Source organism: endosymbiont of Lamellibrachia barhami (genome assembly GCF_011947365.2).
GTDB lineage: Bacteria > Pseudomonadota > Gammaproteobacteria > Chromatiales > Chromatiaceae > QGON01.
This window is the reverse complement of sequence record NZ_JAAVSH020000001.1, coordinates 3076398-3097195: the sequence shown is the minus strand read 5'-3', so window position 1 is coordinate 3097195 and position 20798 is coordinate 3076398. Positions and strand designations below refer to the sequence as shown.

Sequence of the window (20798 nt, the reverse complement as noted above, 5' to 3'; positions counted from 1 at the left end):
CGCCTGACCCTGTCCGACGGCACGGGCGAGGACTCGGACAACGTCATGGTCAGCGCCAAAGCTGGAACCGGAGGAGATGTGGTGGGTGCGGGCGGCGGTGGATTTGGTTGGCTGGAACTGTGGCTGTTGCTGGCTTGGCTCGGGATTGCCGGAGCGTTGCGCGGGCGTCGAAGATTCGGCCAATTGCCGGTGGCACTGATGCTCGCCTTTCTGCTAACGGGAGGAGGACTGTTTCCTCGTCCCGCCCAGGCTGATGATGGATCCTGGTACATGGGAGTCTCGGTCGGGGCATCAAAATCCGCTGCCGACGCGTCCGAGCTGGATGCGAACCTGGCTGCGCTGGGCTATTCCACCACCTCCACTCTGGACGATACCGACATCGGTTGGAAACTCTTCGGTGGCTATCAGTGGAATCCCAACCTGGCGGTGGAGGCGGCCCTGGTCGATCTCGGCCAGGTGACATCCCGCATCAGCGGCAACTTTGGCGACCTCGATGCATTCGTAGCCGATGTGGCCAGGGTGCATCCGTACTCCGCCAGGGGTATCAGTGCCTCGATAGTGGGTGAGCTGCCGGTGGCCCAGCGGTTCCGTCTATTCGGAAAGGTGGGACTGTTTTTTTGGGACGCAGATATCGATGCGCGGTTCGAGGTGGGTGGTCAGCCCATCAGCTTCGATAGCAAACAGGGAGTGGATCCTGTATTTGGGGCAGGGGTGAAATACCATATCAACAAAAAAATGGCGCTGAGGGTGGAGTGGGAACGCTATGAAATTGACAGAGACTCTGTGCAACTCCTCTCGGCAGGCGTCGAATATCGCTTTCCCTGACCCATTATTGGCATACGATCCTCGGCAGCCCAAGCAGATCGAACTCAACTTCCGGACAAGCTGTCGGGAAGCGTAAATGCCCGGGTAAAAGCCAATCGGTAGTCATATCCTGTATTGGCCCCAGTCGCAGTGCCGCTGTCCCGATGCATGGTGGGTGCGGGCGGTGGTTGGTTGGCTGGAACTGTGGCTGTTGCTGGCTTGGCTCGGGATTGCCGGGGCGTTGCGGGCGTCGAATTCAGCCCAACTGCCCGTGGCACTGATGCTTGCCTTTCTGCTAACGGGAGGAGGGCTGTTTCCTCGTCCCGTCCAGGCTGATGATGGACCCTGGTACATGGGAGTCTCGGTCGGGGCATCAAAATCCGCTGCCGACGCTGCCGAGTTGGATGCGAGCTTGGCCGCGCTGGGCTATTCCACCACTACCACTCTGGACGATACCGACATCGGTTGGAAACTCTTCGGTGGATATCAGTGGAATCCCAACCTGGCGGTGGAGGCGGCCCTGGTTGATCTCGGCCAGGTGACATCCCGTATCAGCGGCAACTTTGGCGACCTCGATGCATTCGTGGCCGATGTGGCCAGGGTGCATCCGTACTCCGCCAGGGGCATCAGTGCCTCGATAGTAGGTGAGCTGCCGGTGGCGCAGCGGTTCCGTCTATTCGGAAAGGTGGGACTGTTTTTTTGGGACGCAGATATCGATGCGCGATTCGAGGTGGGTGGTCAGCCCATCAGCTTTGATAGCAAACAGGGCGTGGATCCGGTATTTGGGGCAGGGGTGAAGTTCCATATCAACAAAAAAACGGCGCTGAGGGTGGAGTGGGAGCGCTATGAAGTTGACAGGGACTCTGTGCAACTCCTCTCGGCAGGCGTCGAATATCGCTTTCCCTGACCCATTATTGGCATACGATCCTCGGCAGCCCAAGCAGATCGAACTCAACTTCCGGACAAGCTGTCGGGAAGCGTAAATGCCCGGGTAAAAGCCAATCGGTAGTCATATCCTGTATTGGCCCCAGTCGCAGTGCCGCTGTCCCCGAATCTGGAATCTTTGGGCTTTATTAGTGCAACAGATGGCGTTAGTCTCCTGACCACCCTTGACTGTAAAAAGCCGCCGAAGAACGGCTGGTAAAAACTGGAGAATGCGTATGAGAATTCTGTTGCTTGCTTTGATGTTGTCGATTGCCGGTATGGTGTTCGCGGGGGGAGCCGCCTCTGATCCGGTTATGATCTACAAAGCGGATGAGGCTTATGAGGATGTGATCGACAATATCAAGATGGCGGTCGAGGAGCGGGGAATGCTGGTCAGTGGCATCCTGCACGTCAGCGATATGCTCAATCGCACAGGTCCCGATCTTGGTTACAAGCAGGTTTTCAAAAAGGCCGAATCAGTGGAGTTCTGCAGTGCCGTAATCTCCCATAAGATGACCCAGATTAGCCCGGAAAACATGGTGATCTGCCCCTTTACCATCGCGGTCTATGTCAAGGTGGATGAGCCGGAGCAGGTCTATGTGGCCTACCGCAGTCAGTTGTTGGCAGGTCAGGCGGACAAGGTGACCGCAGAGATCCTTGAACTGCTGGATGGCATCGTCAGAGATTCAATCGAGTAAACCCGTAGGCATGATCAAGCGTAGCGGATCAGGCAAAAGACTCGGTACAGCAAGCGGGTATTTACCGGTTCTGCAAGCTTGAACCGGCCTACGAACCCGGCAGGTTATTGAGTTAACCTGCCGGGCTGTTGGATGGTACCGTCAGAGATTCAATCGAATAAGCCGTAGGCATGATCAAGCGTAGCGGATCAGGCAAAAGACTGTGAGGATCAGGCCGTAAATTCAGCAACCCACATATCGTGCTTGTTGCAGAAGCTGGTGGCGTAGAGTTTTTGGCCGCGATACTCCGCCGGGATGGTGTGGCTGGAGCGGGCCTCCTCATCCTCCGGTGAGAAGGTCTTGCTGCCGAGTACCTTGCCGTTGTGTGCGACGATGGTGTGGCGCACGATGAAGTGCTTCTCAGACATGCCGTGTTTGGTGAAGACGCCCACCTTGTCTCCATCCACTGAAACCCTGGGCAGATGACCGCCCACCTTTTTACCCCACATGCCGGGGTTTGCTTGCGTATAGATCAGGCCCTGAGGCAGGCCGTCCATACTGCCGGCGGTTGCGCTGCTCAATGGGGCCAGGGCCAGGCCTGCGGATGCCAGCAGGCTGTTCTTCAAAAATTGACGGCGGTCGTTCATCACGCTCTCCAAGAGTTGTTGGGATGTTTGAGTAGGTTTTTGGGGGAGGTTTCTCCCGCCTGTCACACAATCATAGGTGAAACCCAGTGCCATGATTTTATCTATTAATTGTGGTTTCCTGTGCTAGATTTTCCTGTATAGGATGATCGGATAGAGGGGACGGTTGTGTTGCGTCGTGGAACCTGCTTGTGAGTGCTGCGCCTGAAAAGGAAGAGGCGCCTTCGTCCTCTGAGCCTGGTTTACGACTTCCAGGTTTGAATCTGAGTAGTGCGCGTCAGCGGGCGCTATCGGTTCTCCTGCTGCTGGCCGCCTTCATCGCCGTCTCCTGGCTGGCCCTGACCCAGAAGCCCTATCACGATGTTTTTCACGAACCCTCCGGCATCGATTTCCTGCTTTACCCCATTGAGCGGAACGCCTTCAAACGTCTGCCGGTCATTGCGCAGAGTCTCAACGACCTGTATGTGCTGCCGGATGGCGCACATCTTTGGGTGGTGGGCAGTGAGGGGCTGATCCTTCACAGTCGCGATGGCGGCAACTGCTGGGCGCCTCAGACCTTTCCCGGTGGGCCGGAGATTCCAGAGGAGGTAACAGACCGCTGTGATCTGCAATGGCAGCCGGAATTACCGTCCCTGATCTCAACCGCCAATGCAGCGGTGGACAAGCGCCCACCTCTGACGAAGAAGGTTCCGCCCAAAAAAGTACCGGAGCCGACAGAGCCTGATGTCAGTCAGGAGCAGCGTGTACAAGAGGTTCAACCGACAGGCAAGGTGGAGCCAGTAGAGCCGTCACCGGTTCAGTCTGCTATCGAACCGGTTGTTGAAGTTGAAAAGAAAATCCCCGATCTGTTCTCTGTCCATTTTGTCGACGCGGCAAATGGCTGGGTGGTGGGTGAAAGGGGGTTGATTCTGGTCACCCGGAACGGCGGGAAAAACTGGGCTGTCCAGACGAGTGGGGTTGATGGATCGCTCCGTAAGGTACAGTTTTCCGATGTGGAACATGGCTGGGTGCTGGAAGGGAAAAAGCTTGTTTCCGGTGGTGATCTGCTCTCGACTCGGGATGGCGGAACGACGTGGGGCCGCACAGCATCGGATATTACCGCCTTCTTCTTTCTCGATGAAAAACGCGGCTGGGCGGTAACCGATAGCGGCCAGCTTCTCGCCACCGGCAATGGCGGACAGGACTGGCGGAACATGGAAGTCAAGGGGCGACTGTCGTCTGTACAGGCCATACAGTTCATCGACGCCGATCGTGGTTGGATGATGGGGTATGAAGGGAGCATCAGGGCAACCGGTGATGGCGGAAAAAGCTGGACGATACTGAAACGTGGAACCCGTGTTCTGCTCACATCGTTCCACTTCATCGATGCCCTGAATGGTTGGGTGATCGGTGCTGACGGCATCCTGTTTTCCACCGAGGACGGCGGCACCGGCTGGAAACAAAATCGACTGGGCATACCTGTATCCGACTTCGTGAAGGTTGTGTTTTCTGCCAGAAGAGAGGGGTGGGTGATTGGCGATGGCGGTGAGATCCTGGCGACCAGAGATGGAGGTGAAAATTGGTTCCCCCAGGCCTCGGGTGACACTGTCTTGCAGTTAGATCAGAACAGTGACCGGCAGTCTGTTCAATACCGCCGCTACCTGGCCCCCTGGTATGGTCTGGTCGTCTCCCTGCTCGTCTTCCTCACCTTTCTTGCGGTGCGTCCCCTGCCGGAGAAGACCCGTAGCACCACGGTAGCGGACATGCTGGCCACCGACCGTCCACTACAGCCGGGGGACAAGAACCGGGATGTACTCGATCTCAACCGGGTGGCGGATGATCTCTTCACCTTTCTCAACAACCGCAATACTGATGCCCCCTTCACCCTGGCGGTGACCGGCGAGTGGGGCAGCGGCAAGAGTTCGCTGATGGAACTGTTGCGCGGGCGATTGCGGACGGCGGGGTTCCGCCCGGTCTGGTTCAACGCCTGGCACCATCAACAGGGTGAACAGCTGCTCGCCTCCCTTTTTGCCCACATCCGGGAGCAGGCGATTCCCGGCTGGCTGCAACGCGGTGGTCTGCAGTTTCGCCTGCGCCTGGCTGCCCGTCGCGGCTTGCGTCACTGGTTCTTCTACGCCATCGCCCTGGTCATCTTCTGCGCGACGGTGGCCTACTATCGGCAGCATCTGCAGGATATCGCCAACGGACTGGCCCATCTGTTGCGGCACCCTGAGAGCTGGTGGAAGGCGTATGGCGATTGGTTGGGTGATCTGATCGCCCAGCCCATCAAGTCGGTGATCGAAACCAAGACGGAGACCTGGGTGGCGATCTTCGGTCTGGGGGCACCGCTGTTGGCAATGCTCCGAAGCGTCAAGGGGTTCGCCATCAATCCTGCCCGGCTGCTGACGATCAACCCGGACAAGCGGGGGCGGAAAGGGCTCGACCCCGGCGCACGGGGGCGTTTTGCCAACGAGTTTCGCGACGTCACCCAGTGTCTGCCGCGCAAGATGGTGATCTTCATCGACGATCTGGATCGCTGCAGCAAAGAGAACCTGATCGATATACTGGAGAACGTGAACTTTCTCGCTACCTCCGGCGAATGTTTTCTGGTGTTGGGCATGTCCCAGCGCTGGGTGATCTCCTGCGTGGCGCTGAAGTACAAGGAGTTGGCGGAAGAGATGGCGCGGGAGACGCCAGAGGATGGAAACGACCTTGAGATGCGCCGCGAATTCGCCCGTAACTATCTGGAGAAGATGATCAACATCGAAGTGCCGATGCCGGAAATGGAGGAGTCTGCTGCCTCAGCCCTGATGCATTCCGCGGAACCGGCTGTCGAAACTGTCCCTCATCAGGACTGGAGAGGGTATCTGCGGTTTATCTTGACCCGTGTCAGGTATCTTGCACCCCAGATCAGACGTCTTGTGCCCTATGCGGTCCTGGCCATGGCAGTCGGTTACGGCAGTTGGTTCGGAATGAGCATTCCGGACAAGACGCCGCCGATAATGAAGTCTTGGCCGCTGGGCGCAGTGACGCTCGATGAGATCAAAACGGGAAAAACGACGCTACGGCTGATCGAGGAAAAGGCGCGGCTGAAACCAGGTTTCAAACTGGAGTTGGAAGGCCAGCCAAAGGTTCTGGAAAAGGGTGTCGAACTGGCAAGTTATGGGGTCGAAGGCGCCAGGGTCAGCCTGCTGCTCAAACAGGTGCAGGATGAGGATGAGTCCGGGACAGGGCAGACAAGCGGGCCGACAGCGTCCCAATCCGGGCTGGATGATCCTCAGGGGCGGTGGCTTCGCGGCGGTAGTGATGGCCCTGCCTTTAGCGCACCGGATCGACTCTCCGAGCGCAGCACCCCCTGGTTGGTCTGGCTGCTGGCACTCCTGGGCATAGGTGCGCTGATCTATGCCGGTCGGCTGGAGGAGAACGAAGCGCGCGAGGATTCGCCCGAATTCACCAAGGCGCTGGAGATATGGCTGCCCTGGATCATGGGCCGGCAGACGACGCCGAGGAGAGTGAAACGCTATCTCAACCTGGTGCGTTTCTTCGGTATCCGCCTGCGCCGGCAGGTGAAAGAGCCCACGATGGTGGCCCTCTCCGCCATCCACTATTTCAATGAGCGCTGGTTGAGTGACGATGATAAGTTTGCCAAGGTGCTGGACGGGAAACTCGATGAACTCTTCGACGAGTTGATGGAGGGAGAGAGCCTCTCTCTCCAGGCCGGGGCACTCAAGCAGGAGATGGCGACGGCGGTGGAAGAGTTTCAGGCCTGGGTCAATAGTCTGGGTGAACAGTCTCCCGACAACCCACGGGGCATCTGGCCACCATCGGAATCAGATCGTAAAGCGGTAATGGCGATCCTGCCGAAACGGGAAACCGAATGAGTCGCCATTTGGTGAATCATTGTCTTAAAATATGGATCTGTTGATCTAGACTCTACGGAGTCATCCCAAAATCATGGAGTGGATAGAGTGAGCGAAGTGTTCAAAGTCGTATTTTTCGGACAGCTACAGTCTGGTGCTGAGGCAGAGCAGGTTGTTGTGGCCTTCAGTGAACGCTTCAAGGTCGATAAAGAGACGGTGCGGCATCTGTTGAAGACCGACCGTGATGTGGATCTTAAGAAAAACCTGACACGGGAACAGGCTGAGCAGTATCAGGCCGCGCTGGAGCAGACGGGACTGGTTGTTCGTATAGATCCGATGGCGGATCAGCTGTCGCTTGAACCCATGGATGCGGGGGAGGCAGAAGAGAAGGAAAAACAGCCTGAGCCTCCCTGCCCCAAATGTGGTGCTGACAGAGTGGAGGATGGCACCTGTCTCGAGTGCGGCGTCGTCGTGGCCAAGTATCTGGCGAAACAGGCGAGTGCGGCGGATGCCGGCACAGATGAAACTGATCCTTATGCTGCACCACAGGCGGATCTTGTGGATCATGAAAGGGGTGAGATAACGGGGCCAATCAGTGTGCCGGCAGGTCATGGCTGGGCCTGGATTGTCAAGGGTTGGTGGCACTTCAAACAGAGTCCGCTCGCCTGGGTGCTTGCGCTGATAATCTGGTTGGTGATGATGATACTGGTCAATCTGGTGCCGCTACTCGGAGGCATCCTGACCAATCTTTTCGCGCCGGTGATAGTGGGAGGATTTATGTTGGGTGCGCAAGCTCAGGATGAGGGTGGCAAATTCGAACTCGGCCACCTGTTCGCCGGATTCTCCAACAACATGGGGCAACTGGTACTCGTGGGTGTGATCTACATGGCAGGCCTTCTGTTGCTTGGGGTGATCGTTGCGCTATTCGCTGGTGGCATGTTCGCGACTATGGGTGATTCGGAGATGATGCAGAATCCCGAGGCGATGGTGGCGATGATCTTGTCTCCGACCATACTGCTGCTGTTCCTTCTGGTCATGGCCCTTGCCATACCTCTGATGATGGCCTATTGGTTTGCACCTGCATTGGTCGTGCTGGATGGTATGAAGGCGATGGATGCGATGAAGCTGAGCATCAGGGGCTGTCTGAAAAATGTCCTGCCGTTTCTGGTCTACGGTATCGTGGGAATGGTGCTTTTTATTCTGGGCGTCATTCCTCTCGGATTGGGTCTGCTGGTAGTGTTGCCGATGATGGTGGCCTCAATCTATGTGAGTTATCGGGATATCTATTTCGACAAATCCCGATAGGATATTGCGGTGGTAACAACAGAGGAAGTGGACACCACCCGGCAGTATGAGATCCCGGAAGGTGTAATGTTGGAATTCCGCCTGGCGGGGCCGCTTGTCCGGGCCAGCGCCTGGGCCATCGATGCGGCGATCCGCGCGGTACTCTATATCGTTATCGGCTTGTCCTTCTCCTACTTTGGCGGGGTTGGCGTGGCGATCATCCTGATCGCCCTCTTTCTCATCGAGTGGTTCTATCCTGTGCTGTTTGAGGTTAAGAGCGGCGCAACCCCTGGTAAAAAGGCGATGGGGATCTGGGTGATCCACGATAACGGCACGCCGGTCACCGTATCCGCTTCGGTCATCCGTAACCTGCTGCGTGCGGTTGACTTCATGCCGCTGATGTATGGTTTTGGCCTGTTGAGCATGCTGTTCAATCGGGAGTTCAAACGGTTGGGCGATCTGGCGGCGGGAACGCTGGTAGTCTATCGGGACAATTATGAAAAACGATCTGAACTGCCCTCCAGGAGCGCAGTGAGGCCAGGGGTGGAACTGACCGAGTCGGAGCAACAGGCCGTATTGGCGTTTGCCGAGCGTGCACCTGGTCTATCCTCCGAACGCCGCGTCGAATTGGCAGAGATCCTGAGCGAAATTTCCGGGCGCAAGGGTGAGCGGGCTGTTGACGGGATATACGGATATGCCAACTGGTTGATGAAGGGACGCTAATGCGCCAGGAACCGTTTGAACAGGCCTACAGGCCTCTGTGGGATGAGCTGGGGGCACTACTCGATGAGATGGAACTGTCCCGAAGCAAACGCAATCCCGATAAAGCGCGTGCCGCCACTTTTCCCACCCTCTATCGTCAGGTCTGCAGTCACTATGCCCTGGCACGCAGTCGGCGGTTCAGTCCCGCACTGCTGGAACAGCTTCATCATCTTGTGCTGCGGGGACACCGCCGTCTCTATCGGCAGCGCGGTGCCTGGTTATGGCGCATACTCAATTTTATCGGCGGCGGATTTCCCCGGGCGCTACGGCGTCATCGCGGCTATTTTTTCCTGGCACTGGCATCGTTTCTCTTGCCGGCCCTGTTGCTGGGTCTTGCCTGTTATGTCGACCCCGACATGATCTACTCGTTGATGGATGAGCGGCAGGTGGCTGAGATGGAGTCGATGTACGACCCGGTCGGCAGCCATCCGGGGCGCTCCGAGGCGCGCAGTTCCGAGACCGATTTCATGATGTTCGGATTCTACATCTTCAACAATATAGGTATCGGTTTCCGCACCTTCGCCGGCGGCATGCTGCTGGGTGTCGGATCGCTCTTCATGCTGCTCTTCAATGGCCTGGTGCTGGGGGGGGTTGCCGGTCATCTCACCCGATTGGGTTATCAGGATACTTTCTGGTCCTTCGTCGCCGGTCACGGCGCCTTTGAATTGACCGCGATCGTAATCTGCGGTGCTGCGGGTCTGATGCTGGGCCACGCCCTGCTGGCCCCCGGTCAGCGAAGACGTATTCCTGCACTGAAGGCAGCGGCAGCCGAAGCGCTGAAACTGGTGTTGGGGGCGGCGCTGATGCTGTTGGTGGCAGCCTTTGTCGAAGCATTCTGGTCCTCCAGTACACTGGATGCTGCGATCAAATATGGCGTAGCGGTACTGCTTTGGGCGCTGGTGGTTGTCTATCTGGTTTTTGTCGGCAGGTCACGGCATGGATCTCTCTAGGATTACCATCAACCTGCGACCGCGAACGCCCTGGGAAGGGGCGGATTTGGGTTTTGCGCTTGCCCGCAGCGAATTTCTGCGTCTCTGGTTATTGTGGCTGGCTTCGGCGTTACCTCTCTATCTTGTAGTGGCGATGTTGTTTTTCAGTGAACCTATGTTGGTGGCTTTGCTGACATGGTGGTTCAAACCGCTCTATGAACCACCGCTGCTGTTTTGGTTGAGTCGCCGCATCTTTGGTGAGCGGCTTGGATTCAGCGAGATGCGGCAGCATTGGTGGCGCGTCGTTCGTCCCCAGCTGTTCGCCAACCTGACCTGGCGGCGTTTTGGCACTGCCCGCTCCTTCAATATGCCGGTGGCGTTGCTGGAGGGGTTGAAAGGCAGCGAACGGCGTGAGCGTATCTCCGTGCTGGGACGGGGGCAGCATGTGACCGGTTGGCTGACCTTTTTCGGCATTAATTTCGAAATTCTGTTGGAACTCTCCTTTCTGGTGTTTTTGGTGATGTTGATCCCATCTGAACTGAACTGGCTTGAGATGGATAGTCTGGTTACCTCTGGGGGGGGTATCGAGCTCTGGCTGCAACACATCGGAAATCTACTGGCAATGTCGCTGATAGCGCCCTTCTATGTGGCTGGTGGTTTCGCTATCTACCTGACCCGTCGCAGTGAACTGGAGGGGTGGGATATAGAGATTGGCTTCAAACGCCTGGCTGAGCGAGTGGAAGGCAAGCATCCTTCATCCTCCCTGGTGGCTGGTCTGCTGCTGATGACGGTGGGTTTTGTATTACCCGGTGAGCCGCCTATAGCTGCAGGATTGCCGGATCGGGATGCGGTTCAGCAGTCTATCCAGGAGGTGTTGAAGGATGACGTCTTCGGCAAACGTGAGATGCGTGATTCCTGGGAGTATGTCGGGGACACGGATGAGTCCGCTGAAGATGTGCCCTGGCTGCTGCAGTGGTTGATCGATCTTTTCGAAGGTTATACCCGGGGCATGGCGACGGTGGGTGAGTTTCTGCTGTGGCTGGGTGCGGGATTGATTATCGCCTTTCTGCTCTACCGTGTGTCACGGATGCGTGACTGGCCCAACCTGAACAAACTACCCGGTTTGCGGCGCCGACAACCCCTGCCTGTTACTTTGTCGGGACTTGATATTCGTGCGGAATCCCTACCAGAGGATCTGGTGCGCCAGGCAGAGATTCTATTGCTTGCCGGTGAGGCAAGGGCGGCATTGAGTCTGCTATATCGTGGCGCACTCTCGGTGTTGGTGTTTCGTTTTCGTCTGCAAATTAATATTGGTGCCACCGAGGGTGAGTGTCTGTTGCAGGTGGAGTCGAGTCAGGATTTTTCCAGTGCGGCCTTTTTTCGGCGACTTACGGCAGCCTGGCAGGGCATGGCATACGGACACCGTCTGCCGTCCACCGGTGAACTGGAGGCGCTTTGCCAGGATTGGGATCGTGTTTTCGGAGAGTAGCATGAAGAGTAGGCGGCTGATCCTTTTTGTCCTGTTGCTGCTCCTGGCGGTTGTTGCTGGAATGGCTGCCTGGTTTCTTGAAAATTTTGAGCGCAGGAGTACGGAGGTGCGCCTGGGGATGTCAGCGGAGGCCAGACGCAACCCCTTCCTGGCGGCGGAGCTCTTTCTGCGGCGTCAGGGGAGGGATGTCAAAAGTCTCTCGGGTCGGGAATACCTCACCAAACCGGATGCGGATGTCGGGGTGCTGTTGGTCAAGGATCTGGGTCTATCCCTGGCTCCGGAACGGGAGACGGCGCTGTTGGAGTGGATTGAGGCAGGTGGGCATCTGATCGTTTCGCCTGGCAAGGCTCCGGATGAGGATGAACCTGGCAACCATCTGCTGGAGTCTTTCGGGGTCAGTCTGGTGGAGTATGGGGAGAGCGATAAGGAAGATTCGCAAACTGACAGCCCAGTGAGTATGGAGTACAGCGGGTATGACGAGCCTCTGCAGGTGGAGTTCGATATCCGTCGGGAGTTGATGGTAGAGAGGGATGACGCCGACTGGCTGGTACCGGGCTTGAACAGTTACCACCTGGTAGGTTTTCAGCTGGGTCGTGGTTATCTGACCATCCTCAGTGATAATCGCTTCTTCACCAACACCCGGATCGTGGAGCGTGACCACGCCCTGCTGTTGGCGTTGCTAACGGAAGATCAGGGTACGGTACGTCTGCTCTACAGCGCCGACATGCCGTCCCTACTGACGCTGATCTGGCGAAGCGCCCCCTATACCGTTTTGAGTGCGCTGTTGCTGTTGCTCTTGGCTTTATGGCGTATGACCTATCGTAGTGGGCCGATACTGACCACGGGTGAGTACCCCAGACGAAATCTGTTGGAGCATCTTCAGGCAGCGGGTGAGTATCTCTGGAAACTGGATCGTGCGGTCGCACTGCGGGAACGCTCTGCCGGCATCGTGGAGAAGCGCTGGTTGCAGCGCCATCCTCAGTTGGCACGTCTGGATCAACAACAGCGCTGTCAGTGGATTGGAAAGCGGGCAGGGCTATCTGCGCAGACGGTCTATGAGACACTCTATGTTGTGCCGGTGGAGGAGCAGAAGATGATCCAGGCCAGTGTGAACTTGCAGAAGTTGCTCGCCGCACTACATCCGGATAGCCATCGAAGCAAAAAAATGTAGGTCGGGTTAGCGCAGCGTAACCCAAAAAATCAAAAACCATCGGGCTAGGCTTACACGAACCCGACTTACCCACTTATTGGAAACTGAATTTATGGTGGATTCACAACAAACGGACGGAAACGGCATTTCAGCAGAGCTGTTAAGCCGCGCCAGAGGACTGGAAGCCGAAATCAGACGGGCGGTGATCGGTCAGGACCGGGTGATTCATGAGGTGGTGATCGCCCTGTTTGCAGCGGGCCATGTGCTGGTGGAGGGGGTGCCAGGCCTGGGTAAGACACTGCTGGTGCGCAGTTTGGCTGCTGCGCTGGGCGGCCGGTTCAACCGGGTGCAGTTCACCCCAGACCTGATGCCCAGCGACATCTCAGGCCACATCATGTTCGATATGAAATCGGAGGAGTTCCGGGTACGCCGGGGACCAGTATTCTGTAATTTTCTGCTGGCGGACGAGATCAACCGGGCACCGGCCAAGACCCAGTCGGCGCTGTTGGAGGCGATGCAGGAGCAACAGGTGACTATCGAGGGCAGGACCTTTAATCTAACTCGCCCCTTTCTGGTGCTCGCCACCCAGAACCCCATCGAACAGGAGGGGACCTATCCGCTGCCACAGGCCCAGCTCGACCGTTTCCTGCTCAAGGTCTTCATCGACTATCCAGGAGAAGTGGAGGAGCAGCAGATGGTGCAGCAGGTCACCGTCGGCTCCGTGGGTGATCAACTCGACACCTCTGCGGTGCGCCTACTGCTAAAGGCGGAGGAGATTCTGCCACTGCAAGAGCATGTGGCGGCACTGGAGATGGATGAGCAGATTATCAACTATGCGGTGCGCATTGTGCGCACCGCCCGTGAATGGAGTGGCATCGAAGCGGGGCCTGGGCCACGAGGCAGCATCTCCTTGCTGCGCGCGGCGCGGGCCGAGGCCTTTCTGCAATCCCGTGCCTTTGTTACCCCAGACGATGTCAAGGCTGCAGCAACTGCGGTGTTGCGGCACAGAATCAGGCTGACCACCGACCTGGAGATAGAAGGCTATTCGCCCGATGATGTGCTCGCTGATCTACTCGATAGTGTGGCTGCCCCACGAACATGACACCGGACCGGAACCCACGCTAATTATCCAACCTATATATTCCAATTTCTTCAAACTCGTTTTTGCCCATGGGATTCAGTACGAGAAAGTATCCTTCCTCTAAAGTTTGAAAAGATATGGCGTTGATATTTAATTCGTGTGTTACCAAAATAAGGTTCCCCTTGCCTGAATATGACCCTATTCGACGTTCTAATTGTGCGGTGTACGAATCTGCCTGTTGTTCGGAAAGCGTATCCATTAAAGATAGAAATTCCACTGATTCAACTTGACCAAATGCAGTTTTTGCAGTTTCCTTGGCGAGGCAATCAGGGCTTGCCAATACACTCTCTATTGGTACGCCTCTGGATTTAAATTGCTCTCTGATTCTGACTGCATTCTTCTTGCCTGTTTCCGATAGATTCTCCTTGCTTTCGCACGATGGGTCACGAAGCAGGGAGTCGCTGCCTTCTTCTCCTGTTTTCACAGCGGGAGGTCTCATCAAAATAACTAATCCTCCATCCTCTAATTTCCCCCATATTTGGTAAAGCAGCCGTATATAACTGACTAAGCCGTCGACCTCGTTTTGGTTGAGAACGCCGCGAAAAGCGGGCATAAACTTTCCTCTGCCATCCAGAATGCTTGATGCGAGTTCTTTATTGTCAAGCTTGTCAGTCTTGTATGGATTGGTGTGATCAATCGGCTTGATTCGCAAGAGTTCCGTCATGATACCCTTTCCATCACCTTCAACACCGTGACAGATTGAGCAATATTTCTGGTAGAGCTGTTGGCCAATCTCAGGATCTCCGACAAGATCGTGTTTGGAGCTGCTGAGAAAGCGTAGATATGCAACCAGGGCTTTGATCTGATGCTCGCTGAATACTTCTTCCCACTTTGGCATGCTGGCGCTGATGCGGTGGGTGGATGCATGTCGGCCCTTGCCCGTGATGATCTTTATGAGGTTGTTATCACTTCCGGAGCGTACTACGGTAGTTAGATCCTCCGCATCGATCTGCATCGATTTTGCGAGAGGGCCATCTCCCTTTCCATCGACAGCATGACATAGCTGACAGTGAGAAACATATAACTTTCTCCCCTCAAAGGCGGGAGGGAGATCGGCTGATACTTCAGAAGTTATTATTAGAAGTAGAGGCAGCACTACCAACATTTGGATGAGGTTTTTCATGGATTGTCTCCCGTAATGGAGTCGTTGATTGTGGTTTCATTAACAACTTATATTAAAGTAACCAGTATCTGTCCGGAAACCCATATCTAACCACAAAGAACACGAAGAGTACTAAAGTAATAGCGTTGATTAATAATAATTTTTTTTAACTATTTAGATCAGTAGGTTTCTGTTTATATTCATGTACACAGAAACCCTTATGCCCCTGCTTATAAGGCAGGGTAAATAGTTACAAATCTACTTTCGGCAACAGTTTCTTGAGTTGCTCTGCATCCATGCAGTTGTGTGTACTTCGTGCGCTTCGTGGTTTTAACCAGTTTCCGGACGGACACTATTTAAGTGTTTACAAAACTAGGTTGTAGATAAGGTGATAGCGTTTATTGGTTTTTTGGAATACTTGACTGCTAGTATAAGTGCAGCTATTTTTTATAAAGCTATCGTATTTAACAATACATGCTCGGCGGCCAATGCAGATAATTGAGAATAAAGACGGGCTCACACGATAGCTTAACTATAATCCTAGAGGAGGATGTGTAATATGTTGATCAAGAAATTGATTGTTGCCACTATGTTCGTCTCCATATTTGCGGTTGCCAGTGTCCAGGCTGCCGGTGATGTTGCCAAGGGCAAGAAGCTGGCGGAAGAAGATTGTGAGGACTGCCACGGTGACGATGGCCTGGGCGACGAAGATAATCCGCCGATTGCCGGAATGGATCCAAAAGAACATATCCAGGAGCTCATGGACTACAAGTCGGGTAAACGGGTCGACGAAAATGAAGACATGGAAGCCGAGGATCTCAGTGAACAGGATATGGCTGACGTTGCCGCCTATTATGCTACGCTGCCAGCTCCGCCCCCGAAGAAGTGATATGATTAAACCGGGTCTGGTCTAGTCGACTATTGACCCATAAATTCACAATCAGCCTCCAATCTACAGATCCTAGTTAGACTGCTCTATGCCAAAGTAACTATATTCGCATGTCGTGAATTTTAGACAGCAACTTGAGGCTAACAGTCCAGGATCTAGTAAAAGTTTGGGGGCTGATTTGTGTGGACTACCGTATCGGTAGTTAGCAGGAAAGATGTTGTATTTATCAGGCTGCTTTTCTGTTCTGTCAATTGCTGTTAAGAATCATTAGGACTCATACAATCCAGGCATGATGCAGCTGATTGTTGTCATCCCTCTCAACCTCAGTTAAATCAACAGTATTTAACTGAGTATACAAATCTATCAACCGCTTTGGTACAACAAAACCCTTAACCACGTCAGGGGCGGTATGACCATCCATCATGTTTTTTTCCATGGCAGACCAAATAGCAAGTACCACTGTACTGCCCGTTATCTACCCAGGTTGGCTCAGTAAAGGTGCCGGTTCCGGTGATCTCCATGGGTCCTGTGACATTGGCAAAAGTCAGGAAGTTGAGCAGGTGGGGAAACTTCGCTGAGCCATGGGGGTCGTGGCAGTTGATGCAGGTAGTGTTTGCGCCCACGTGTTTGCGGTGTATGAAAGAGACCTCTAAGCTGGCTGTATTGTGGCATTTGTAGCAGAGGTTGTTTGCGGAAGTGGCGGTTTGTGGATCAAAATCATAAGGCAGTGCCAGAATGCCTTCGTACGTGGATCCATGGGAACCTGCTGGCCCCACTCCGCCAGCGGCGGGCGAAACATTGCTGCTATGGCAATCGCTGCAGTAGATCAGGCTGCTGGTCGTATCCAGGGGAGTGTCAGTGCGCAGACTGGGGACCTCGCCGTTATTGAAAGGGTTGTTGGCTGTGATAGGGTGGTAAGAAACCAGTGCCGGATTGCCGGGATCAACCTTGTCGCGTAAGTTGTAAACACCGTCCTGACGGGTCATGCTGTAACCAGTGGCAGTCGAACAGCGCTGGTTATCGCATGCACTCTTTCCGGGTACCCCGTGGCACTTGAAACAAACCTCGTATTCGTAATCCACCTCGGACTTCACAGCTCCGCCGCTGTCAATGCCTGTCACACCCACCATGCTGCCGTTGACGAATGGCGCCGTCGTGTGGTTTGTATCCGCTGGGTTGGAGGGATTGAAGGAGATCATTGGTGGAGAACTATAACTGCCATGTGGGTTGTGGCAATCTTCGCACTCGACGTGGAATGACATGGTAAGAGGGTTCTCCGCTCGAACGGAATCGTGATCCAGATTGGGCGTCATCTCTACCGGATGGTGAGAAAATTTCAGTTCTTCTGCGAGAATATCCTGTGCCACGGTGCCATCGTGGCAAAGGTAACAGGTTTGTTCCTCCTGATCTTTGATGAGTCTCACCGGTGTCGCCGCGTTGTGCGGCGTGTGGCAATTCATACAGGCGTTCTCACGTACATTCTGCCCCACCCATTCCGGTTTGCGTTCGGACCAGGGATCGGTCCCCACGGGCGGTGAGGCGAGGGATGTGGCATGGGAGCTGGTTGTCCAATCCCAAGTTGCCCCCGTTGGTATGTGACAGGTGATGCATAGTTCACCGTTGAGCGTCGACTTGTGAAGAAAAGGCGGATGTATGTTCTTATGTGGATCGTGGCAGGAAGAGCAGTGCAGCTCACCATTTCTTAGTGGAAGATCCACGACGGCGGGGGAGAGCAGATCCGGGTCGGTGGCCAGCAAGTTTGGGTCGTAGACGATTGCGACCGGGTGGTCGTTGGATAGGTCGGAGCCAATGAGAGCCCGGCCGGTCAGAAATGTGGTGCTCAGGTCGTTGGTAACCCCAGTCCCAGGGTTGACCAGGTCACCCAAGGCTATGGTGCCATCATGGCAGGAGAGGCATAAATCTGAAGAAGAACTCATATTTCCTGCAGCTGCGTCCGTGGTGCTGCTTTGATAAGGGGTATAACCTCCGGTGGAGAGCCTGTTCCATAAAGGCGTATCGGGCGTGGCCGCGTGGGGCGTATGGCAGAAAATACAGATCCGATCTTCAGTCAGGCTCTTAAACGCCCCTGTCCCAGGTCCCGAGGACGACAGGTTATGCACGGTAGTTGCCACGTCCCCCACGGTGGCAGCCGGGACAATCAGAAGACACATACACAATACAGATACTCTTCGCATATCAGTCACTCGCCTTCAGGTATCGGAAAACCTGGATCCGCTGGTTATAGGAGTCCGCCACATAAATTTTATCATTCCATGTTGCCAGCCCGGACGGCATGTGAAAAGCGCCGGGGGCGTCACCGGCATTGCCAAATTCCAGCAGGAATGAACCGTTCTGATCGAAGATCTGCACCCGGTTTGCCAGGGCGTCGGCAATATAGACATGACCATCGGAATCAGCCACCACGCCCTTTGATTGTGTGAAATAGCCGGATGCGTCTCCATGTTTTCCAAAGGTCATCAGATGGTGGCCATCGGGATCGAAAACCTGGATACGGAAATTCATCGTGTCGTTGACGAACAAGCGGTCATTGGCGAATGCCAAGTGGCTGGGATAATTGAATTGCATATCTTGTTCGCCGCGCTCGCCGATCTTGAACAGGAGTCCGCCATCTTGATCAAAGACTTGCACCTCGTGTGCCGGAGTGTCGGTCACGTAGAGACGCTGACGTACCGGGTCGAATGCAAGGCTGGTCGGACGCTGGAAATCTTCCAGAACCTTTAATATCTCAAGGCTGGAGTCCAGGACAAACACCTTGTTCAACCTGGAATCGGCTACGAACAGCCTGTCACCGCCGAGAGCCACCCCGATAGGCGATGCGAAAAGCTGCTTTCCTGCACGATCAAGTTGTTGATAGGTTTTTTTCTGTATCTCGAACAGGTGCACTGTCGCCGTATCAGGATCGGCAACGGCGACCTTTTCGCTATTGACGGCGACCGCGTAGGGACGGGACAGGCGGCGATCATCGCTGCCGGCAAGGAAATCCAGTATCCTGCGGAAGAAGGGTTTGCGCAGACCGAGATCTTCCGCGCTGCTGAACGATGCAACTAATTCGATTCGCGCCTGCTCCGGTGCTGCTGGCCAGACCATGCGTGGTGTCTCGCCGGGTTTGGGAAGCGTCTCCGGGCCGGTTGTCGCACAGGCGCCAAGTAACAGCGCCAGCAGGAAACTCCATCGTCTGGTCATCTGAATCTTCGCCTCAGGGTGAACATCAGCCTGTCCTCGATGGACTCGGTTGTACTGCCGGCTGGCTGTGCATAGGTCGAGGTTGTTCGGCGGTCGTGGTGATAGTTGAAGCTTAGATCGAGTTCCCGGTACCGCCAGCTGCCTCTGACGCCGGCTGTGATGAATTCGTCATCCCTACGGCCACCGTTTATGGTATCCCCAGTGTCGTACCGCTTCCAGGCACCCAGTATGGGATGGATTGACAGTCTCGCATAGGGTCGCCAATTGGCCGATAGCTCTATGCGGTACAGGTCGGTATCCAGAGATTCCTGCTCGGTGAAAGACTGAGTGGCGTTCAGGTTCCACTGAATCCCCCTGGAACTTGTGTTACTGGATGTCGTCCAGGATAGCACTTGGCGAGAGGTGTAAGTCGTGGATTCGAATCCACCGGCCAGTGTGAAGCGTCGCGCGGCCCCCACGAGGGTGTCGATGGATGCCAGTTCCGCACGAAATTCGATGTCGGTAATGGTGTTGCGGGTATCGTTGAGGAAGCTCTCACCGGCACCGGACATGAGTTTGTCATCCGATATGTTGTCGGAGTGGGAAAAGCGCATCCAGCCCAGGTCGATGCCCAGGTTGTAGTTGGTGCGGATAGTGGAAAACATCTGTGATGGTAGCGGCTGCGCCTGGTAACTCACCAGGAGGGTGTCGCCGGTGTCGATTCGTCCGCCGGGAATGGCCTGCAGCTGGGTCAGGTCCCCTGCAAGAGGGAATACCGTGTAATCGGAACCCTCCGTGTATACCAGTGTGCCGGTTTCGTCGGTAACAATGATGGTGCTTGTCAGAATGAAGCGCTGGTTAAGGATTACCGAGCCAGTCAGGGGTACAACGTGGCTCTCATCGATGACCTCCACCACTCCCTGATTGGAAACCCGGTCGGTCTCCTGGTAGGAGCCTCCCAGGCCTGCCGTGACACTGACACCGAACAGATCCTGCTTATTGTATTTACCATCCAGTCCGATTAGCCATTTGTCTTCGTCTATGTTGTCTGAGTTGCGGGAAGTTATGTTTGTATGGGCCTTCGTATTCAGATTTTTATATAGCTGATGATTCAACTCGAAGATGCCGCGGTGTTCTACATTTTTTATGTTCTGCTTGATTGAATGATAATGATAGGAAGTGCGGCTATACAGATTCGGCGTATGCTGTATACGCGCGAACTCATCAAATGTCAGGCGTTTGTTGGCGTTAAAGCCGGTGCGGTCGTAATAGTCGAAACGTGATCGAAGGTGACTGTTGTTTCCCCAAGGCAGGTGGTGGGAGATGTTACCTTCATCGATGTCGTAGTCTTGATCACGGTTGGTTCGGTCGTCCAGGGACTTGTGCTCCAGACGTAAATCCAGCTTGCTGCTTCGCCCTTTGATGATCCATCTCTTCAGTGTTTCATCACGCTCAGATACGGCACTGCTCAGACTGGATCGAAATTCCTCTTCGAGTGACCTCTCCTCGTAAGTGAGATTTGTGGGGAAGGCAAGGTTTTTCCAGTTAACAGTCGCGCGCTTGGTGTCGATCACATTATCGATTCGGCTACCCAGGGAACCTGTGTTGAAATTCGTGCTCCGTTGTGCGGACAAGTCGAAGCCAACCGGCCCCGGCGTCTCTCGGAACAGATTCAGCTGGAGTAGGTAATTGAGGAGTTCACCACTGCTGTCTCGACTCGTGTCGCTGGATTCGAAATCGCCCCATGTGTACATGGGTTCAATGTCCAGATGAAACAATGCGATCCCGGGATCCAGAACATAGCCATTCTGTTCGATACGCACACCGGCTCTCCACTCGATCTCCCGTGAACTGCCGCTTTTGCGTCTGTTGGTGCCGTCGAAATCGACAAGTGCCTCGAATTTAGTGGGATAGAAGGTCAGTTCTTCCCAAGACAGGGCCGAGCTATTTGTGGTCCACAGCGCGATCATCGTGAAGATTA

The 20798-nt window shown here is 55.0% G+C and carries 16 protein-coding genes; 11 read left to right on the top strand and 5 right to left on the bottom strand.

From position 1 onward, the window contains the following. The 3 genes from G9Q73_RS14100 to G9Q73_RS14090 form a co-directional block, all read left to right on the top strand. The coding region (locus G9Q73_RS14100; protein WP_177420337.1) for an outer membrane beta-barrel protein at window positions 1–825 on the top strand (825 nt) is incomplete at its 5' end. 163 nt (window positions 826–988) lie between these two features. Continuing rightward, complete coding sequence (locus tag G9Q73_RS14095) at window positions 989–1711, top strand: outer membrane beta-barrel protein (RefSeq protein ID WP_177420336.1); 723 nt, start codon at window positions 989–991, stop codon at window positions 1709–1711. A 253-nt stretch (window positions 1712–1964) separates the two neighbouring features. Next, window positions 1965–2426, top strand: coding sequence for a DUF302 domain-containing protein (locus G9Q73_RS14090; RefSeq protein ID WP_177420335.1), 462 nt, complete (start codon window positions 1965–1967; stop codon window positions 2424–2426). 209 nt (window positions 2427–2635) lie between these two features. Here G9Q73_RS14090 and G9Q73_RS14085 read toward each other — a convergent pair whose 3' ends face one another. Further along, window positions 2636–3052, bottom strand: coding sequence for a desulfoferrodoxin family protein (locus tag G9Q73_RS14085; protein ID WP_177420334.1), 417 nt, complete (start codon window positions 3050–3052; stop codon window positions 2636–2638). Window positions 3053–3306: 254 nt separating this feature from the next. Between G9Q73_RS14085 and G9Q73_RS14080 the strand changes: the two genes are divergently transcribed. The 7 genes from G9Q73_RS14080 (at window position 3307) to G9Q73_RS14050 (ending at window position 13604) form a co-directional block, all read left to right on the top strand. Then, a complete protein-coding gene (locus tag G9Q73_RS14080) occupies window positions 3307–6909 on the top strand; it encodes a YCF48-related protein (protein WP_177420333.1) in 3603 nt (1200 codons plus the stop codon). An 87-nt stretch (window positions 6910–6996) separates the two neighbouring features. Further along, a complete protein-coding gene (locus G9Q73_RS14075; RefSeq protein WP_177420332.1) occupies window positions 6997–8193 on the top strand; it encodes a BPSS1780 family membrane protein in 1197 nt (398 codons plus the stop codon). Window positions 8194–8202: 9 nt separating this feature from the next. Beyond that, complete coding sequence (locus G9Q73_RS14070; RefSeq protein ID WP_369408903.1) at window positions 8203–8895, top strand: RDD family protein; 693 nt, start codon at window positions 8203–8205, stop codon at window positions 8893–8895. Further along, the gene (locus G9Q73_RS14065; RefSeq protein ID WP_177420331.1) at window positions 8895–9884 is read left to right on the top strand and encodes a stage II sporulation protein M; all 990 of its coding nucleotides are present in this window, start codon (window positions 8895–8897) and stop codon (window positions 9882–9884) included. The genes G9Q73_RS14070 and G9Q73_RS14065 overlap by 1 nt, the downstream gene beginning before the upstream one ends. Further along, the gene (locus G9Q73_RS14060; RefSeq protein ID WP_177420330.1) at window positions 9871–11352 is read left to right on the top strand and encodes a DUF4129 domain-containing protein; all 1482 of its coding nucleotides are present in this window, start codon (window positions 9871–9873) and stop codon (window positions 11350–11352) included. Before G9Q73_RS14065 ends, G9Q73_RS14060 begins: the two co-directional genes overlap by 14 nt. Before the next feature lies 1 nt (window position 11353). Next, complete coding sequence (locus G9Q73_RS14055; RefSeq protein WP_177420329.1) at window positions 11354–12523, top strand: DUF4350 domain-containing protein; 1170 nt, start codon at window positions 11354–11356, stop codon at window positions 12521–12523. Between the two features lie 91 nt (window positions 12524–12614). Beyond that, on the top strand, window positions 12615–13604 hold the full coding sequence (locus G9Q73_RS14050) for an AAA family ATPase (protein WP_177420328.1): 990 nt from the start codon (window positions 12615–12617) through the stop codon (window positions 13602–13604). A gap of 19 nt (window positions 13605–13623) precedes the next feature. Here the strand turns inward: G9Q73_RS14050 and G9Q73_RS14045 are convergent, their stop codons facing one another. Next, window positions 13624–14766: a c-type cytochrome gene (locus G9Q73_RS14045; RefSeq protein ID WP_177420327.1), complete on the bottom strand. Its 1143-nt coding sequence runs from the start codon at window positions 14764–14766 to the stop codon at window positions 13624–13626. 538 nt (window positions 14767–15304) lie between these two features. Here G9Q73_RS14045 and G9Q73_RS14040 point away from each other — a divergent pair. Then, a complete protein-coding gene (locus G9Q73_RS14040; RefSeq protein WP_177420326.1) occupies window positions 15305–15634 on the top strand; it encodes a c-type cytochrome in 330 nt (109 codons plus the stop codon). A 398-nt stretch (window positions 15635–16032) separates the two neighbouring features. Here the strand turns inward: G9Q73_RS14040 and G9Q73_RS14035 are convergent, their stop codons facing one another. From G9Q73_RS14035 to G9Q73_RS14025, 3 genes are all read right to left on the bottom strand, one after another. After that, complete coding sequence (locus G9Q73_RS14035; protein ID WP_177420325.1) at window positions 16033–17571, bottom strand: cytochrome c3 family protein; 1539 nt, start codon at window positions 17569–17571, stop codon at window positions 16033–16035. Window positions 17572–17830: 259 nt separating this feature from the next. Then, window positions 17831–18838: an NHL repeat-containing protein gene (locus tag G9Q73_RS14030; protein ID WP_177421459.1), complete on the bottom strand. Its 1008-nt coding sequence runs from the start codon at window positions 18836–18838 to the stop codon at window positions 17831–17833. Beyond that, complete coding sequence (locus G9Q73_RS14025) at window positions 18835–20787, bottom strand: hypothetical protein (RefSeq protein WP_177420324.1); 1953 nt, start codon at window positions 20785–20787, stop codon at window positions 18835–18837. Before G9Q73_RS14025 ends, G9Q73_RS14030 begins: the two co-directional genes overlap by 4 nt. Window positions 20788–20798: the final 11 nt, after the last annotated feature.

Coding starts and splice junctions, on each gene's coding strand:
- G9Q73_RS14045 (WP_177420327.1), bottom strand. CDS start 14,766: ATGAAAAACCTCATCCAAATGTTGGTAGTGCTGCCTCTACTTCTAATA.
- G9Q73_RS14085 (WP_177420334.1), bottom strand. CDS start 3,052: ATGAACGACCGCCGTCAATTTTTGAAGAACAGCCTGCTGGCATCCGCA.
- G9Q73_RS14030 (WP_177421459.1), bottom strand. CDS start 18,838: ATGACCAGACGATGGAGTTTCCTGCTGGCGCTGTTACTTGGCGCCTGT.
- G9Q73_RS14060 (WP_177420330.1), top strand. CDS start 9,871: ATGGATCTCTCTAGGATTACCATCAACCTGCGACCGCGAACGCCCTGG.
- G9Q73_RS14035 (WP_177420325.1), bottom strand. CDS start 17,571: ATGAGTTCTTCTTCAGATTTATGCCTCTCCTGCCATGATGGCACCATA.
- G9Q73_RS14055 (WP_177420329.1), top strand. CDS start 11,354: ATGAAGAGTAGGCGGCTGATCCTTTTTGTCCTGTTGCTGCTCCTGGCG.
- G9Q73_RS14025 (WP_177420324.1), bottom strand. CDS start 20,787: ATGATCGCGCTGTGGACCACAAATAGCTCGGCCCTGTCTTGGGAAGAA.
- G9Q73_RS14065 (WP_177420331.1), top strand. CDS start 8,895: ATGCGCCAGGAACCGTTTGAACAGGCCTACAGGCCTCTGTGGGATGAG.
- G9Q73_RS14090 (WP_177420335.1), top strand. CDS start 1,965: ATGAGAATTCTGTTGCTTGCTTTGATGTTGTCGATTGCCGGTATGGTG.
- G9Q73_RS14040 (WP_177420326.1), top strand. CDS start 15,305: ATGTTGATCAAGAAATTGATTGTTGCCACTATGTTCGTCTCCATATTT.
- G9Q73_RS14050 (WP_177420328.1), top strand. CDS start 12,615: ATGGTGGATTCACAACAAACGGACGGAAACGGCATTTCAGCAGAGCTG.